Here is a 15,290-nt window from a genome sequence, read left to right on the forward strand (position 1 = left end):
CAAGGAGATCACCGTGGATTTCAGCCTCCCCGAACACCTTCCGGGGCTTCTCGCCGAGATGGACGCCTTCATCGAGGCCGAGATCAAACCCCTGGAGCGGGAGCACATCCAGTACTTCGATCAGCGCCGCGAGTACGCGCGCACCGATTGGGAGAACGGCGGGGTGCCGCGCCGGGAATGGGAGGATCTGCTCGGCGAGATGCGCCGCCGGGCAGACGCGGCGGCCTGGTTGCGCTACGGCCTCCCGTCGCAGTTCGGCGGGCGCGACGGCTCCAACATCGACATGGCCGTCATCCGGGAGCATCTGGCGCACAAGGGTCTCGGCCTGCACAACGATCTGCAGGACGAGTCCTCGATCGTCGGCAACTTCCCCCAGGTCATCATGATGGACAGGTTCGGCACCGACGAGCAGAAGAGGGACTGGACCGAGGCCCTGATCACCGGTGAGCGGTCGATGGCGTTCGGGTTGACCGAACCCAACCACGGGTCGGACGCCACCTGGCTGGAGACCACCGCGGTCCGCGACGGGGACGACTGGGTGATCAACGGCGCCAAACGCTGGAACACCGGCGTTCACCGCGCCACCCACGACCTGATCTTCGCGCGCACGTCGGGCGAGGCCGGCCAGGCCCGCGGGATCACCGCGTTCCTGGTGCCCACTGACGCGCCCGGCTTCTCGGTGCCGTACTACTGGTGGACGTTCAACATGCCGACCGATCACGGCGAGGTCGTCCTCGACAACGTGCGGGTGCCCGCCGACGCGGTGCTCGGGGAGGTCGGGCGCGGGCTGGAGGTCGGTCAGACGTTCCTGCACGAGAACAGGATTCGGCAGGCAGCGAGCAGCCTGGGCGCCGGCCAGTACTGCATCGACCGCGCCGTCGACTACGCCAACCGGCGGTCGGTGTTCGGTAAACCGCTGGCGGTCAACCAGGCGGTGCAGTGGCCGCTGGTGGAGCTTCAGACCGAGGCGCAGATGGTGCGGCTGCTGGTGTACTACGCGGCCAGCCAGCTCGACGCGAATCACCACATGGAGGTCTCCGACAAGGTGTCGATGGCCAACTACCGGGCCAACCGACTGGTGTGCGAAGCCGCCGACCGTGCGATGCAGGTGCACGGCGGCGTCGGCTACAGCAGACACGAGCCGTTCGAGCACATCTATCGGCACCACCGCCGGTACCGGATCACCGAGGGCGCCGAGGAGATCCAGATCCGCCGAGTCGCCCAGCGCCTGTTCGGATTCGGCCGCAAGTGAGCCTGGAGCATCGGCTCGAAGACGTGCTGCAGCCGGTCCTCGGCGCCGTGGAGGTCGAGAGCCTGCAGCGGTTGACCGGCGGCGCGAGCCGCACGACGTGGGCGTTCGAGGCGGTGGCCGGGGAGCGGCGCGCGCTGATCCTGCGTACCGGCGCACCGGACGACATCCATGCCGGCATGGAACTCGAGGCGCAGGTGCAGCGGCGTGCTGCCGCCGCCGGGGCGCCGGTCCCGCACATCGTGACCGCCAGCGATTCCCCTGCCGCGCTGGGCAATCCGTATCTGATCTGCGACGCGATCCCGGGCGACACCATCGTGCGACGCATCTTCCGGGGCCTCGACGACGCCGGCCGGGCGCGGCTGCTGCGCCAGTGCGCGGAGGCGCTGGCCGCGGTGCACCGGGCCGCTGTCGACGGTGTCGGGCTGACCACTCCCGACGACCTCGCCGGGTGGCGCGCCCGGCTCGACGAGATCGGTGACACCACAGCCACGTTCGAGTGGACGTTCCGCCGGCTGGCCGACGAGCGTCCGGACCCGTCCCCGATGGTGCTGGTGCACGGCGACTTCCGGATGGGCAACCTGATCGTCGACCAGTCCGGGCTGGCGGCCGTGCTGGACTGGGAGCTGACGCACATCGGTGAGCGTTACGAGGACCTGGCCTGGTTCTGCATCCGGGCGTGGCGGTTCAGCGCGCCCGAGAAGCTCGGCGCCGGCGGACTCGGCAGTGTCGAGACGTTTCTGCGTACCTACGAGAAGGCGGCCGGCGTCGACGTCGACCGGTCGGCGTTCCGGTGGTGGTTGACGGTCGCCACGCTGCGGTGGGGGGTGATCTGCCGGCACCAGGCCGAGCGGCACCTGTCGGGCGAGACGCCGTCGGTCGAACTCGCCGCGATCGGGCGGCGGGTCAGCGAGACGGAGTGGGATCTGCTCGATCTGCTGTCAGGGAAGGGGCCGAGATGACGGGTACGCGACCGACGGCGGCTGAGCTCGTGGCCGCCGTCGCCGACTTTCTCGACAACGAGGTCCGCGCTGCGTGCGACGGGCAGGTCGGCTTTCACGCCCGCGTGGCGGCCAATGCGCTGCGCATCGTCGAACGCGAATTGCTCGACGAGAAAGCCGGTTCGGTACACGCGGCGCTGGAGCGTCTCGGGTTCGCCGACGAGACGGCGCTGGCGCGAGCCATCCGCGACGGCAAGCTGGAGGATCGTCGCGACGAGGTGATGGACTGCCTGCGGCTGCTGGTGCGGCACCGTTTGGAGATCGACCATCCCGGTTATGCCGACGGCTGATGGTGCATTCGATCGGGTCGATACGCGAGATCGTCCTCGACGGCGCCGCCGATCCCTACGGCATCGCGACATCCCCCGACGGCGCGGTGTGGGTGACCCATGGCGGGGGTGTGGTGCAGATCGTCGACGACGGAACCCAGCGGCACCATCGGGCTCCCGCCGGCGCGCGTCCCACCGCCGTCGCCGTCGCGCCGGATGGGGCCGCCTGGTTCGCCCGCACCGGGGACGATCGCCTCGGCACGGTGCGTCCGGACGGCACCACCGCCACCGTCGATCTCGCGGCCGGCAGCGCTCCGTTCGGTGTCTGCATCGGGCCGGACGAGGCGCTCTGGTTCACCGCCTCCGCCGCCGACCGGGTGGGCCGATGTGGAGCGGACGGCACGGTGACGGTCGTCAGCCTGCCCGCCGGGAGTTTCCCGGCCTATCTCACCGCCGGCCCTGACGGGGCAGTGTGGGCAGCGTTGAACGGTGCAAACGCGCTGGCTCGCGTCACCGTCGACGGCGAGGTGCGGATCGTGCCCCTTCCGAGCGCAGCGGCGCCCGTCGGCATCGCAAGCGGCGACGGCGCGCTGTGGGCGGCCTGCATCGGCAGCGGGCACCTCGTGCGTGTCGACCCTGCCGGGCAGGTGACGGAGTTCGCGCTGCCGGACCCGGACTGCCGACCGCACGCGCTGGCCGCCGGCGCCGAGGGCTGCTGGTTCACCGAGTGGGGGGCCAACCGGATCGGCCACATCGACTGGGACGGCCACGTCGAGGAGTTCGTCCTCCCCCCGGGGCCGGCCGAACCGCACGGCGTGGCCGTGGGATCCGACGACACGGTATGGGTGGCCTTCGAGTCGGGCCGCGCGGCCCCGCTGACGCCGCGGGGGGCCTCCGGCGGAGAGTCCGGCGCCGTGGTGAGGCTGACCCCGCGCTGAGCTCAGGTCCGACGGGCCCGCAGCAGCCAGGCCGGCTCGTCGACCCGTGTGCCGACGTCGAGGCCGAGCGCCTCGGCGTGCATGTCGGTGACCACGCCGCGGTACGTCGTCGGGCTGAGGTCCTCCACCGACCACCCGGCACCGAAGGCCCCGCGCAGGTCGTCGTCGCTGACCTGCGGCCCGAAGCCGCGGCCGGCATCGGAGAGTGCGAGCACGACCACCAGAGCACCGGGCCGGGTGACCCCGTGCAGGCTGCGGACGTACCGCGCCCGGTCGGCGTCGTCGAACACGTGGAACAGGGCGCTGTCGACGACGGTGTCGTAGGTCGGCGACGTTCCGAGATCGAGGGCGTCGCGGACGTCGAACCGGGCGTCCACGCCGTGGGCGGCGGCGTTGCGCCGGGCCTGCTCCACCGCGGTCGGTGCGCCGTCGACGCCGAGGACGTCGTAACCGAGGCGCGTCAGCAGGATGGTGTGCTCGCCGGTTCCGCACCCGACGTCGAGCACGCGGCCGCGGAGGTGACCGGCGCGCTCGAGGTCGACGATCGTGGGCTGGGGTTCGCCGATGACCCACGGCGGGGTCTGGTGCTTGTAGAAATCGTCGAAGCGGGAGAGTGTGGGGGTCTGGTCCATGTGTCCAGTGTTCAACCTGAACGGAAGTTGAGGTCAACGTTGAAGTCAGCACCGTGTCCGCGACCGAGGTGAAGACGGTTCTCGACGTCGCCGACCGCCTGTTCGGCGCGATCGAGGACAGCGACGTCGCCGGCGTGGAGCAGCTCTTCGGCCCGGGCATCGCGGTGCGCAAGACCGGGGACGAACGCGACAACGACCGGCGGCGGTCGGCCCGCATCATCGGCTGGTTCATCGACAGCACCAGCGACCGGCGCTACGAGGTGCTGGACCGTCAGGTGTTCGAGGGCGGCTTCGTCCAGCAGCACATCCTGCACGCCCACGGCCACCGCGGCGCGGTGGTGGCGATGCGGGTCTGCATCGTCATCAAGGTCGGCGCCGATGGGCTGATCACCCGGATCGACGAGTACTTCGATCCGGCCGACCTCGCAGAACTGCTCGCCGAATCGTGAGCGCGCCGACCCCAGAACGCGGTCCGGACGGACCCGCCGCGGCTACCATCGCGCTCAGTGTCAGGGTGAGGTCGCCGCTTCTCGCGGTGGTTGGGATCCTGATCATCTGGTGTCTGGCTCGTAGCATCGGTGCCGCCTTCGGGTTGNTCAGTGTCAGGGTGAGGTCGCCGCTTCTCGCGGTGGTTGGGATCCTGATCATCTGGTGTCTGGCTCGTAGCATCGGTGCCGCCTTCGGGTTGGCAGCCATGGGTTTTGTCGGCACCAGGTGTGAAGGACCGGCCGGCGTGACTTGATAGGAGCGTGGCGTCGCCCCCACTGAGATGTGTCCGCCGACCGGCCCAACTGTCACCTCACAGTGAAGGAGGCAACCACCATGGTTGTTGTTGGAGCCGACGTGCACAAGCACACCCATACCTTCGTCGCCGTCGACGACGTCGGACGCAAACTCGGGGAGAAAGTCGTCAAGGCCACCACCGCCGGGCATCATGACGCGGTGTTGTGGGCGCGCACCCAGTTCGGGGCCGAGCTGCGGTGGGGCATCGAGGACTGCCGGCACCTCTCAGCCCGATTGGAGCGCGATTTGTTGACCTGCGGGCAGCAGGTGGTCCGGGTCCCGCCCAAGCTCATGGCTTTGACCCGGGCATCAGCGCGCACCCGGGGCAAGTCTGATCCCATCGATGCGTTGGCTGTCGCGCGGGCGGTGCTGCGTGAACCCGACCTCCCGGTCGCCTCGCACGACGAGGTCTCCCGGGAATTGAAGCTGCTGGTGGATCGTCGTGAAGATCTTGTCGGGCAGCGCACTTCGACGATCAACCGGCTGTTGTGGCGGGTTCATGAGCTCGATCCCGCCCATGCCCCCAAAGCCGGCTCGCTCGATCGTGCCAAACATCGCCAGCTGCTCGGGGCATGGCTGGCCACCCAGCCCGGCCTGGTCGCCGAACTGGCCCGCGACGAACTGGCCGACATCACCCGCCTGACCGAACAGATCAACGCCCTGGCCACCCGGATCGGCGACCGGGTGCGTCTTGTCGCCCCGGCGCTGTTGGCGCTGCCCGGCTGCGGTGAGCTGACCGCGGCCAAGCTCGTCGGGGAAACCGCCGGAGTCACCCGGTTCAAAAACGAGGCCGCCTTCGCCCGCCACAGCGGCGTGGCACCGGTCCCGGTCTGGTCGGGCAACACCCGCGGACGGGTCCGCATGACCCGCTCAGGCAACCGCCAACTCAACGCCGCCCTGCACCGCATCGCCGTCACCCAGATCCGTCTCGACGGCCTCGGACGCACCTATTACCGCCACCGCCTCGACCAAGGAGATTCCACCACCGAAGCCCTGCGCTGCCTCAAACGACGTCTGGCCCGCGTCGTATTCGGACACCTACACACCGATCACAACAACCGTCACCCCGCTTGCCAAACAGCAGCGGCTTGACATAGGAGAAACCCATGGCCCTCCCCCCGCCCGGTGCCGAGCGCACCGTCGTGATCACCGGTGCGTCGTCGGGCATCGGCGCCCAGATCGCGCGCGGTCTGGCCCGGCGCGGTTATCCGCTGACGCTGGTCGCTCGCCGGCGCGACCGCCTCGACGTGCTGGCCGACGAACTGCGCGGTCCGGCACGCCCGGTCGACGTGCTGGCCGTCGACCTCGCCGACGCCGACGGCCGGGCCGCCGTCGCCGAGCGGCTGCGCGGCGGAGGGTTGGCCGGCCTGGTCAACAGCGCGGGGTTCGGGACCAACGGCCTGTTCCAGGATCTGCCCGCCGAACGGGAGAGCGGCCAGGTGGTGTTGAACGTTCTCGCGCTGACGGAACTCACCCACGCCGCGCTGCCGTCGATGATCGGGCAGGGGTCCGGCGCGATCCTCAACCTCGGCTCGATCGCGGGCTTCCAGCCGCTGCCGGGGGCCGCGGTGTATTCGGCGAGCAAGGCCTACGTGCAGACCTTCTCCGAGGCCGTCCACGAGGGACTGCGCGGCACCGGGGTGTCGTGCACCGCGCTGTGCCCGGGACCGGTGCCCACCGAGTGGTGGGAGGTGGCCGGCGAGGCCCCGCCCGGCGGGCCGGTGCAGGTGTCGGCCGAGGAGGTCGCCGAGGCCGGCATCGACGGCATGCTCGCCGGGAAACGCCTCGTCGTGCCGGGCCTGCTGCCTAAACTCACCGGGCTGGGCGGCCGATTCACCCCGCGGGCCCTGCTGCTGCCCGCGCTGCGCAGGGCCGCCGCGCGCCGCGGGTAGCGGCGCGCGGCGACTCGCTGGGCGTTACTCGGCGCCGCCGGAACCCTTGTCCGACGAACCCTTGTCGGACGAGGTGCTCTTGTCGGACGTGGTGCTCTTGTCGGATGAGGTGCTCTTGTCCGACGTCGTGCTCTTGTCCGAGCTGACCTTGTCCCGGATCGAGCTCACCGAGTTGGTGTCGTCGCCGTCGGACTTGCGGTGCTTGCCGAACAGTCCGGTCCGCGTCGGCTTCGCCGATTCCGCGGCGCCGTCCGTGCTGTCCTTGGCGGTGTCCGACGCGGTCTCGGCCGTGCTCCCGGTCCCGGCCTCGGTCTCCGTCGCGGCGGGTTCGGTGGCCTGGGCCGGCTTCTCAGCAACCTCGGCCGCGGGCTCCGCAGTGGCCGGGGCCGCGGCGTCATCGGTCTCACCGGCTAACTCGAACTTCTTCAGCAGACCCGTCACCGCGTCCTTCACCGGATGCGAACTCTCAGACTTCTCTTCACGGTTTGCGAGAGTTCCGGAGTTTGCCTCCGGGTCCTCGGGGGCTGTCGCGGCCGCGAGCGTGGCCGTCGGCGTCGCTTCCGTGGTGGCCTGCTGGTCCGGCGGGTAGTTCTCGTAGAGCCACGGGTTGTCGTAGACCGGCTTGCCGGGTGTGCACGACGGGCACAGCAGCGGGGCCAGCGCGCGGAACAACGGCGCGAAACTGGTCTGCTCGTCGTTGAACCACTCGCTGTTCTGCACAAACGGGTAGAACGAGTCGAACAGCGCCTTGCCGAGCTTGGCCGGCACCGAGAAGTAGTCGGTCAGCGGCACGGTCTCCGGGCCGGTCGGCGGCGCGGTCAGGTAGTCCCACATGGAGGTGAACGCGCCGAACGGCTCCAGCTTGACGGTCTGACCCGCCCAGGACACCGGCTCACCGGTGAACGGGTTGGTCGACCCCTCCTCGCCCGCGGCGGGGAACGTGTAGCCCTGGTACAGATCCAGCAGCGACACCTTGAACATGCTGCTGAGCAGCCCGCCGAGGTTCGGGCACGCGCCGGGCAGCGCCGCGCAACCGGAGTTCATCGGCAGGTTGGCCTGGGCCCACCAGCTCAGGTCCTGGCCGAGCACCGACGAGAACGGCTTGATCGGGATCAGCATGTCGACGAAGCCCTTCAGCTTCGGCGGGTCCCACTCGTCGAACCCGAACACGTTGGTCGGGCCCCACACCTGCCAGCTGCCGGTCCCGATCATCGCGTCGGCGAACCGGTCCATGGCCTGGATCTCCCACGCCGGGATGCTCAGGGCCATGTTGAGCAGGTTGATCGGGACGTAGAGCAGCGACGGGTCGGTGCCCAGCGCGGTGACCGGCAGGCCCGTGGGCAGTGCCGCGGCACCGGCGGCGTCGCCGCAGAGCGCCGAGACGGATCCCGGTGCGCAGGTGGGGCTCGACGCCGCGGTCAGGCTGTATTCCTGGGTGACCGCGCGGTCGGCGAGGGACACCGGTTGGATCGGAGTGACGGAGATGACGCTGGCCCCCACCAGTGCCACGCCGGCCGTGACATATGGCCGTACGGCAGCAGGCATGACGCCCCTTTCAGGTTCAACTGTGAATCGACTGTGCGTGAACAGATCCCCGACAGCAAGGAACGTATCCCACGGGGCCACGGGTGTCCAGCAAAGCGAGACCACCGCGCCGCGATGGTCCCGCGGTTGACGTGTGCGTCAGTTCCGCAGCGCCCGGTGCGGGCCGAACCAGGCCCGGTTGCCGTACCGGTCCAGATGCACGACTTCGTCGACGGGCCTGCGGGTTGTCGGTCCGTACCGGCCTTTCGGCCAGCCCAGCGGCACGACCGCGCACGGGGTGACGTCCAGTGGCAGCCCGAGCACCCGGCGGGCCGACGTCACGTTCCACAGTGGCAACGTGATCAGGGAGGCGCCCAACCCCATGGACCGCGCTGCCAGCAACAGGTTCTGCAGGCTGGGGTAGATCGAGCCGTAGAACGACGACGCGGCCGCATGCGGCATCGGCACGAACGGCACCTTGCCGTCCCGGGCGCCCAGGCGCAGGCAGGCGATCACCAGCACGGGGATCTCGGTGAAGTGTTCGAGCTGCCATTCGATGGCCTTCACGCTCTTGGCCATCTCGTCGTCGTAGGAGGCGATGTCGCGGATCGACGTGCGGTGGAACACCCGCCAGGCGATCCGGTAGCGCCGCTGCAGCTTCTTCTTGACCCGCGGGTCCTTGACGACGACGAACACCCAGTTCTGCCCGTTCGCACCGGTGGGTGCCCGCAGCGCGAGCTCGATGCACTTCAGCACGATCGCGTCGTCGACCGGATCCGGTCGCACCCGCCGGATCGCCCGCTGCGTCATCATCGCCTCGACCAACGGCATGTCCAGCCGGGCCAGCGCGTCGGCGGTGGCCGGGATCGGCTCGGGCATCGCTAGGCCTCCCCGGCGATCCACGACGCGGTGAACTGCTGCATCTGCGGCACCTCCCGGGCGATCAGATCGGCGACGTAGCGTTCGATGCGCCCGCCCATGATCGGGATCCGCACCTCCAGCGAGCCCCACACCCGCAGCCGCGAGCCCGCCGGAACCGGTTGCAGCACCATGGTTCCCGCGCCCGAACTGGGCACCCCGCGGGCGGCGATCGTGAACTCCCCGTGCACCTGCCCGTCGGTCGCGGGCCGCCACGACTCGGTCCGGGTGATCGCGGTGTCGCCGGGCAGCAGCCGACCGATCGCGCCGGGGAGCATCTCCTGACGCAGATCCTGGGTGGTGCGCACGACGATGCCGCCGTCGTCGTCGACGACCAGCGAGTCCAGCGTCATCGAGTCACCGCCGTAGGCGGCCAGCCGGGCCAACCAGTACTCCTGGGCACTGAACGCGGCGACGACGTCGGAGACGCCGGCCGACGTCTCGGTCGTCACGTCAAAGGGACGGGGCACGTCGGTTACGTCTCCTGCTTCTGCCGGCCGAACACCTTGTCCGCGACGCGCGCGGCGAACCGGCGCGCCTCCTCGAGGTGGTCGTCGTCGATGTTGGTCGGGGGCAGCTTCACCCCGAGGTAGCGGTCGCGGTACTCCCCCGTGCCCAGGTAGCTGGTCAGTGACAGCATCGACGGCAGCTCGCCGCCCGGATAGGTGAAGTGGATGCCGTCGACGTAGCGGCCGCCCTTCTTCTCGGCGAGCTTGCGCACCCCGGCGAGGTTCTTGCGCCACTTGCGCCGGCACACCACGAACACCGCAAACCGCCTGCCCTCCAACAGCGGTCGTGCCTCGTGGGACTTCAGGAAGGACCGCAGCGGCATCGACACGGTGTCCCACCACGTCGGCGAGCCGATGCAGATCAGGTCGTAGTCGCCGGTGCGCACCGCGTCCGGGGTGCGGATGTCCCCGGTGCGCTGCAGCGTCTGCGCGGGCAGCATCCCGATGAACTCGGGCCACACCCGGCGCATCGGGAACCGCGAGAACCGCTCGGCGTAGCGCGGATCGGTGAACTCGATGGGCGCCTCGGTGACCTCGCAACCGCGGGCGCGGAACACCGTCGCCGCCGCGTCCAGAACCTTTTTGGCCTGCCCGGTGTAGCTGTAGTAGAGCAGCAGCACCCGCGGCGACCGGGCCGCCGGCTGCGGAGATTCAGTCACCCTCGGCACATCCTTTCCTGATGTCATCCCTGGTGCGCACGCCCCGACGTGCCACGCCGGGCCTCAACCGCATAGCCTCACACACGTGAACGACAAAGTTGCGGTCAATCTGAGCGGTCCCGCGAAGACGATGCTGTCCACGCTGTACCTGAAGGCGCTCGACGCGGACTTCGAGCAGCCGATCCTCGGCGACCGGTTCGCCAAGGAGGCCATCGGCAAGCTCGACTTCGACTGGAGTGAACTCGAGATCACCCCGAAGTGGGCTCCGCTGTTCACCGTTCGCACCGCGCAGTACGACATCTGGGTGCGCCAGTTCATCGCCGCGAACCCCGAGTGCACCGTCGTCCACCTCGGCTGCGGGCTGGACTGCCGGGTGTTCCGCATCGACCCCGGACCCGACGTCCGTTGGTACGACGTCGATTTCCCGCAGGTGATCGCGCTGCGCGAGCAGATCTACCCGAGCCGGCCCCACTACGAGCTGATCCCCACCCCGGCGACCGAGCCCGGGTGGCTCGACGAGATCCCTTCGGACAGGCCGACATTGCTCATCGCCGAGGGCATCAGCATGTACCTGACCGAGGAGGAGGGCATCGCGCTGCTGCGCCGGTTCATCGACCGCTTCGGCACCGGGGAGCTGCAGATCGACTTCTTCAACTGGCTGGCCATCAAATCGCAGAAGACGCAGTCGCTGGTCCGCACGTCCGGGTCGGTGCTGTACTGGGCGGTCAACAGCCCGCAGCAGATCCTCGACAAGCTGCCCGACATCCGGTTGCTCTCGGCGGCAACGTTTTTCGACGCGAGCACCTACGCGCGCACCGGCCGCGGCATGCACGCGCTCAAGCGCGCCGTGACCGTGGTGCCGGCGCTGCGCACCTCGTTGCAATACCATCGCTACGCGTTCGGGCCGGGCGCCTAGGCGCCCGTGCTCGCGGCCTGCTTGGCCGCGATGCTGCGCAGCTGCGCCTCGATCGCGGCGATCGACTTGTCGCGACCGGGTCCGTGGGAGTGGTATTCGATCATCAGCGCACCGTTGAAGATCTTCGACGTGTAGATCTCGATGCCCGCCCCGACGGCGAAGTAGAACTCGCCGTGGCTCGCCGCGACCTGCATGTCCGGCGGCGTCCGCAGCGGCGGCACGATCCCGTTGTCGGTGAACATCACCACATCGGGCAGGCCCGGCGGGTTGCCGACGTACTGCGGGCTGAAGTGCAGGAAGCTCTGCTGGATCACGCCCTCGGCGATGTCCTTCTTGTAGGTGTCGTTGATGTCGCGGGCCAGCGCGGCCACATCGGTGCCCGGATGGATCTCGGCCAGGTAGGTCGCGATGCCGACCGGGTTCGTGCTCTCGGTCGCCGAGACCGGCGGAGTCAGCAGGTACCGCAGGTCCACCGGATAGACGTACGGCACCGGGATGTTCGGGGTGTTGCGCACCTGCCACTCGGCCATCAGCACCGCGGCCGACAGCAGACTGTTCAGGCCCAGCTTGTTCGCCCGGCAGAATGCGATGATCTTCTCGGTGTCCTGCTCCGAGAGTGTGCAGTACTCCATCGGAACCAGTTGTGGCAGCACAGGATTCACCTCCGACGGGGCGCGCCGTGACGGCGGCAGCTCGTAGGCGAACATCGCGGCCAGCAGCCGCTCCAGCCCCGAGCGCGGCCGCTTCTCCACGCCGCGGTTGGCCAGGATGACCTCGAGCGGCTCGGGCGCCGGATGCACCTTCACCGGCCGGGTGGTGCCCGTGGTGACCAGATCGGTGTAGGTGGAGAACAGCTCCTCGACCAGGCTGAACTGGTGGTGACCGTCGGCGAGGCTGTGGTGGATGTACAGCGTGGGCTGGGCCTGCCCGTCGCGGACGGTCAGCCGCAGGTGCACCAGCGACTGGGTCTGGTCGAAGATCAGCGGCGGCGCCGGCTCGTCGCCGGAGAGCTCCACCACCTCGATGCCCGGGTGCATCAGGTCGTCGAGCACGATCTCCCACTTGCCGTCCGGCAGCTGCTCGAGGTGCCCGCCCAGCACCGGATGCGCCTGCAGCAGCGCGTCGAAGGCGTCGGACAGCGCGTCGGCGTCCATCGGGCCCTTCACGTGCGCGGCGAGGCCGATGAAGTTGTGCGTCTCGGCGAACATCTCCTCGCTGCGCGCGAGCTTGCGGATGCCCGAGGAAGGAAACATCGCTCAGTTCTCCCTGTACGTCGGTGGCGTGGGTGGCTCACCCACGACGGCTGGCCTTGCGGTACCCGATCGCCAGCGGCACCGCGCAGACGGCGAAGATGCCGAACGACCACAGCGCCGTGAAGAGGAGGGGTTCGGCGATCGGCCCTTCCAGCGACAGGCCCCGCATCGCCTCGATGGTATAGCTCACCGGTTGGTGCTCGACGATCGGTTGCAGCCAGTCCGGGTACTGGTCGAGCGGGACGAACCCGATCGAGAAGAACATCAGGAGCGCGATCACGATCTCGGTGGCCTGCGGCACGATCGTGGACTGCGAGAACAGGGCCAGCGTCAGCACCGCGGCCGACAGCGCGACCACGAACAGCGACGGCACGAACACCCAGACCACCGCGGCGAGCAGGCCCTGCTCGAACCGCATGCCCAGCGCCAGGCCCACGCACATCACCGCCAGCGTGATCACCAGGATGCGGACGAAGTCCGCCAGCAACCGGGCCAGGAGCCCGGCCGCCCGGTGCACCGGCACCACCCAGAACCGGGACAGCAGGCCGACCTCACGCTCGCGCATCACGTTCACCGCGCCGATGATCGCGCCCGTCATGCCGCCGACGAGCGCCACCAGCGGCACCTGACCGTAGAGGCCGCTGTGTCCGGTCACTTTCTCGATGACGTCGCCGAGCACGATGTCCAGCGCCGCGAGGAACCCGGCCGGCATCACCAGGGACTGCACCAGCGTCGCCGGGTCACGGCTCCAGCGGCGCAGGATGCGGGCGGTCAGCACCAGCACCTGCGGGACGAGCCGGCGCGGCGAGTTCTCCCACACCCGGGCCACCCGGTGCCGCCCGCCGGGCCGGTAGGGCGCCTCGGCCCGGGACGCCTGCGTGGCCGTCATCGGCGTCTCCTGCTCACCACGCCGTGCAGCACGACTGCGAGCACCCCGCAGCCCACCGCCCACGCCAGGCCCGGGGCGAGCACCGCCCATGTCGCCTCCGGCGCGGCATCGGTGCTGTCGCCGGCCAGCGCCTGCAGGCCGTACACCCACTGCGACAGCGGCTGGTTGCGCACGAAGCCTTGGATCCACTCGGGGAAGCGCTCGACCGGCTGCAGGCCCACCGACGCCAGGCCGAGCGTCAGCTGGGGAACCAGCATCATCGGGGCCGTCGCCTCCGGGTTCTGGGTGGCGATCCCGATCAGATCGCCGATGACCGCCAGCGTCGCGCCGATCAGCAGCACCAGCCCGACGAATGCGGCGATGTGGGCGAGGCTGCCGTGGAACCGGAACCCGATCACGTGACCGCAGACCACCGACACCACCAGCGCGATGCAGCAGCGGTACATGCTCGCGGTCAGCCGCGAGGCCAGCGGCATGATCGCCGGAATCGGCATCGCGCGGAAGCGCCGGTTGATGCCCTGGATCGAATCGGTCGCCGAGCGGAACGCCGCCGACACCGCCGCGAACCAGATGGCCTGCAGGATGATCAACGGGGTCAGGTACTGGGCGTAGCTGGACAGCGGCTGGATAGCGCCCATCATCTGCTTGAGCGGCAGGTAGTAGCCGATGGTGAACACGATCGACCCGGCGATCTGGGTGGCCAACTCGCCGTTGCGCAGCGTCGGGATGATCATTCGGACCGTCAGCACCCACCACTGCTGGACGGGATTGACCCGCGGCCGCGTCGCGGTCGGAACCGTGGACCTCGCGGACCGCGCCGCGGTCGAGACGGTGCCGGTCACGCGTAGGCGTCCGCGGCCGCGCGCGTCTCGGCACGCTCCCCTTGGCGGGTGTCGTCACCGGTCAGGGCCAGGAACACCTCGTCGAGCGACGGGCGCCGCAGCGCGATGTCCATCAGCTCGATGTTCGCCTCGCTGAGCTTGGTCAGCGCCGCCATCAGCGTGGTCGGGCCGTCCGGGGCCGGCATCGAGATGCGGTCGGAGGTCTCGGTCAGTGCGGCCCGATTCGCCTGCGGCAGCAGCGGTCCCAGCACGCGGGCCACCTCGGGCAGGTCGCGCATGTGCCGCGGCACGATCTCGCAGTAGGTGCCGCCTGTGCGTTCCTTGAGCTGGTCGGCGGTGCCCTCGGCGATCACCGTGCCCTTGTCGATCACGATGATGCGGTCGCTGAGCAGGTCGGCCTCCTCCAGGTACTGCGTGGTCAGCAGCGTGGCGATGCCGGCCTCCTTGAAGTCGGTGACCAGCTCCCAGATCGCCTGGCGGCTGCGCGGATCCAGCCCGGTGGTCGGCTCGTCGAGGAACACCACCTCCGGGCGGACCACCAGCCCGCAGGCGATGTCGATGCGGCGCTTCATACCGCCGGAATACGTGCCGACGGGCCGGTCCCCGGCGGCCACCAGGTCGAACTGCTCGAGCAGTTCCAGCGCGCGTTCCCTGGCCACCCTCTTCTTCAGGCCCTGCAGCCGGCCGAACATCAGCAGGTTCTCCCGGCCGGTGAGCATGTCGTCGAGCGCCGCGTACTGCCCCGTCAGCATCAGCGACCGGCGTACGCCGGCCGGATCGCTGACCACGTCGTGGCCCGCGATCAGGGCGCGGCCGCTGTCGGGGGTGATCAGCGTGGACAGGATGTTGACCGTCGTGGTCTTGCCGGCGCCGTTGGGGCCCAGCAGACCGAGCACCTCGCCGCGCTCCACCTCGAAGCTGACGTCGCGCAGCGCGACGACGTCGCCGAACGACTTCCGGATGCCGGCGACCACCACCGCCTTCTCAGAGCGGGCCATGAGCTCCTCCTGCCCGGT

Annotated in this window: 17 protein-coding genes; 8 read left to right on the forward strand and 9 right to left on the reverse strand. The window is 69.6% G+C overall.

Translation table 11 applies throughout. The features are described from left to right. Positions 1-13: 13 nt before the first annotated feature. The 4 genes from MCHUDSM44219_RS06685 to MCHUDSM44219_RS06700 are packed head-to-tail and all read left to right on the forward strand — an operon-like array spanning position 14 to position 3,457. Complete coding sequence (locus MCHUDSM44219_RS06685) at positions 14-1,252, forward strand: acyl-CoA dehydrogenase family protein (RefSeq protein WP_048417455.1); 1,239 nt, start codon at positions 14-16, stop codon at positions 1,250-1,252. A 2-nt stretch (positions 1,253-1,254) separates the two neighbouring features. After that, a complete protein-coding gene (locus tag MCHUDSM44219_RS06690) occupies positions 1,255-2,211 on the forward strand; it encodes a phosphotransferase family protein (RefSeq protein WP_048417527.1) in 957 nt (318 codons plus the stop codon). Then, the gene (locus tag MCHUDSM44219_RS30735; protein ID WP_048417456.1) at positions 2,208-2,540 is read left to right on the forward strand and encodes a DUF6285 domain-containing protein; all 333 of its coding nucleotides are present in this window, start codon (positions 2,208-2,210) and stop codon (positions 2,538-2,540) included. Before MCHUDSM44219_RS06690 ends, MCHUDSM44219_RS30735 begins: the two co-directional genes overlap by 4 nt. Further along, the gene (locus MCHUDSM44219_RS06700; protein WP_048417457.1) at positions 2,540-3,457 is read left to right on the forward strand and encodes a Vgb family protein; all 918 of its coding nucleotides are present in this window, start codon (positions 2,540-2,542) and stop codon (positions 3,455-3,457) included. Before MCHUDSM44219_RS30735 ends, MCHUDSM44219_RS06700 begins: the two co-directional genes overlap by 1 nt. 2 nt (positions 3,458-3,459) lie before the next feature. On the opposite strand, the gene MCHUDSM44219_RS06705 is transcribed toward MCHUDSM44219_RS06700, so the two are convergent. Further along, the gene (locus MCHUDSM44219_RS06705) at positions 3,460-4,089 is read right to left on the reverse strand and encodes a class I SAM-dependent methyltransferase (RefSeq protein ID WP_048417458.1); all 630 of its coding nucleotides are present in this window, start codon (positions 4,087-4,089) and stop codon (positions 3,460-3,462) included. A gap of 53 nt (positions 4,090-4,142) precedes the next feature. Here MCHUDSM44219_RS06705 and MCHUDSM44219_RS06710 point away from each other — a divergent pair, with 53 nt between their 5' ends. From MCHUDSM44219_RS06710 to MCHUDSM44219_RS06725, 3 genes are all read left to right on the forward strand, one after another. Next, the gene (locus MCHUDSM44219_RS06710) at positions 4,143-4,538 is read left to right on the forward strand and encodes a nuclear transport factor 2 family protein (protein ID WP_048417459.1); all 396 of its coding nucleotides are present in this window, start codon (positions 4,143-4,145) and stop codon (positions 4,536-4,538) included. Between the two features lie 355 nt (positions 4,539-4,893). Beyond that, positions 4,894-5,964 (forward strand): IS110 family RNA-guided transposase, encoded by a 1,071-nt coding sequence (locus MCHUDSM44219_RS06720; protein ID WP_178044637.1) that lies wholly within the window; start codon positions 4,894-4,896, stop codon positions 5,962-5,964. Positions 5,965-5,978: 14 nt separating this feature from the next. After that, a complete protein-coding gene (locus MCHUDSM44219_RS06725; RefSeq protein WP_048417461.1) occupies positions 5,979-6,764 on the forward strand; it encodes an SDR family NAD(P)-dependent oxidoreductase in 786 nt (261 codons plus the stop codon). Between the two features lie 24 nt (positions 6,765-6,788). Here the strand turns inward: MCHUDSM44219_RS06725 and MCHUDSM44219_RS06730 are convergent, their stop codons facing one another. The 4 genes from MCHUDSM44219_RS06730 to MCHUDSM44219_RS06745 all read right to left on the reverse strand — a co-directional run bounded on the left by MCHUDSM44219_RS06730 (position 6,789) and on the right by MCHUDSM44219_RS06745 (position 10,383). Beyond that, a complete protein-coding gene (locus tag MCHUDSM44219_RS06730) occupies positions 6,789-8,309 on the reverse strand; it encodes a hypothetical protein (protein WP_048417462.1) in 1,521 nt (506 codons plus the stop codon). 138 nt (positions 8,310-8,447) lie between these two features. Continuing rightward, positions 8,448-9,167 (reverse strand): nitroreductase family protein, encoded by a 720-nt coding sequence (locus tag MCHUDSM44219_RS06735; RefSeq protein ID WP_048417463.1) that lies wholly within the window; start codon positions 9,165-9,167, stop codon positions 8,448-8,450. A 2-nt stretch (positions 9,168-9,169) separates the two neighbouring features. Continuing rightward, positions 9,170-9,676 carry a DUF2505 domain-containing protein gene (locus tag MCHUDSM44219_RS06740; protein WP_048417464.1) on the reverse strand — a complete coding sequence of 169 codons (507 nt, stop codon included), beginning with the start codon at positions 9,674-9,676 and terminating at the stop codon, positions 9,170-9,172. A gap of 5 nt (positions 9,677-9,681) precedes the next feature. After that, a complete protein-coding gene (locus MCHUDSM44219_RS06745) occupies positions 9,682-10,383 on the reverse strand; it encodes a flavodoxin family protein (protein WP_413783586.1) in 702 nt (233 codons plus the stop codon). A gap of 76 nt (positions 10,384-10,459) precedes the next feature. Between MCHUDSM44219_RS06745 and MCHUDSM44219_RS06750 the strand changes: the two genes are divergently transcribed. Then, positions 10,460-11,290, forward strand: coding sequence for a class I SAM-dependent methyltransferase (locus MCHUDSM44219_RS06750; RefSeq protein ID WP_048417466.1), 831 nt, complete (start codon positions 10,460-10,462; stop codon positions 11,288-11,290). On the opposite strand, the gene MCHUDSM44219_RS06755 is transcribed toward MCHUDSM44219_RS06750, so the two are convergent. Genes MCHUDSM44219_RS06755 through MCHUDSM44219_RS06770 form a run of 4 tightly spaced genes read right to left on the reverse strand, consistent with a single transcriptional unit; the run spans position 11,287 to position 15,272 of the window. Continuing rightward, positions 11,287-12,543: a phthiocerol/phthiodiolone dimycocerosyl transferase gene (locus MCHUDSM44219_RS06755; protein ID WP_048417467.1), complete on the reverse strand. Its 1,257-nt coding sequence runs from the start codon at positions 12,541-12,543 to the stop codon at positions 11,287-11,289. The genes MCHUDSM44219_RS06750 and MCHUDSM44219_RS06755 overlap by 4 nt on opposite strands. Positions 12,544-12,580: 37 nt before the next feature. Beyond that, the gene (locus MCHUDSM44219_RS06760; RefSeq protein WP_048417468.1) at positions 12,581-13,432 is read right to left on the reverse strand and encodes an ABC transporter permease; all 852 of its coding nucleotides are present in this window, start codon (positions 13,430-13,432) and stop codon (positions 12,581-12,583) included. Beyond that, a complete protein-coding gene (locus tag MCHUDSM44219_RS06765) occupies positions 13,429-14,274 on the reverse strand; it encodes an ABC transporter permease (RefSeq protein ID WP_048417469.1) in 846 nt (281 codons plus the stop codon). The genes MCHUDSM44219_RS06760 and MCHUDSM44219_RS06765 overlap by 4 nt, the downstream gene beginning before the upstream one ends. Then, positions 14,271-15,272: a daunorubicin/doxorubicin resistance ABC transporter ATP-binding protein DrrA gene (locus tag MCHUDSM44219_RS06770; protein WP_048417470.1), complete on the reverse strand. Its 1,002-nt coding sequence runs from the start codon at positions 15,270-15,272 to the stop codon at positions 14,271-14,273. The genes MCHUDSM44219_RS06765 and MCHUDSM44219_RS06770 overlap by 4 nt, the downstream gene beginning before the upstream one ends. Positions 15,273-15,290 lie beyond the last annotated feature (18 nt).

It is taken from the genome of Mycolicibacterium chubuense, assembly GCF_001044255.1.
In the GTDB taxonomy this organism is placed as follows: Bacteria; Actinomycetota; Actinomycetes; order Mycobacteriales; family Mycobacteriaceae; genus Mycobacterium; species Mycobacterium chubuense.

Bases quoted from the DNA above. Each gene is read 5' to 3' on its own strand.
- MCHUDSM44219_RS30735 (WP_048417456.1), top strand. From the start codon at position 2,208: ATGACGGGTACGCGACCGACGGCGGCTGAGCTCGTGGCCGCCGTCGCC.
- MCHUDSM44219_RS06705 (WP_048417458.1), bottom strand. From the start codon at position 4,089: ATGGACCAGACCCCCACACTCTCCCGCTTCGACGATTTCTACAAGCAC.
- MCHUDSM44219_RS06760 (WP_048417468.1), bottom strand. From the start codon at position 13,432: ATGACGGCCACGCAGGCGTCCCGGGCCGAGGCGCCCTACCGGCCCGGC.
- MCHUDSM44219_RS06700 (WP_048417457.1), top strand. From the start codon at position 2,540: ATGGTGCATTCGATCGGGTCGATACGCGAGATCGTCCTCGACGGCGCC.
- MCHUDSM44219_RS06735 (WP_048417463.1), bottom strand. From the start codon at position 9,167: ATGCCCGAGCCGATCCCGGCCACCGCCGACGCGCTGGCCCGGCTGGAC.
- MCHUDSM44219_RS06725 (WP_048417461.1), top strand. From the start codon at position 5,979: ATGGCCCTCCCCCCGCCCGGTGCCGAGCGCACCGTCGTGATCACCGGT.
- MCHUDSM44219_RS06755 (WP_048417467.1), bottom strand. From the start codon at position 12,543: ATGTTTCCTTCCTCGGGCATCCGCAAGCTCGCGCGCAGCGAGGAGATG.
- MCHUDSM44219_RS06730 (WP_048417462.1), bottom strand. From the start codon at position 8,309: ATGCCTGCTGCCGTACGGCCATATGTCACGGCCGGCGTGGCACTGGTG.
- MCHUDSM44219_RS06770 (WP_048417470.1), bottom strand. From the start codon at position 15,272: ATGGCCCGCTCTGAGAAGGCGGTGGTGGTCGCCGGCATCCGGAAGTCG.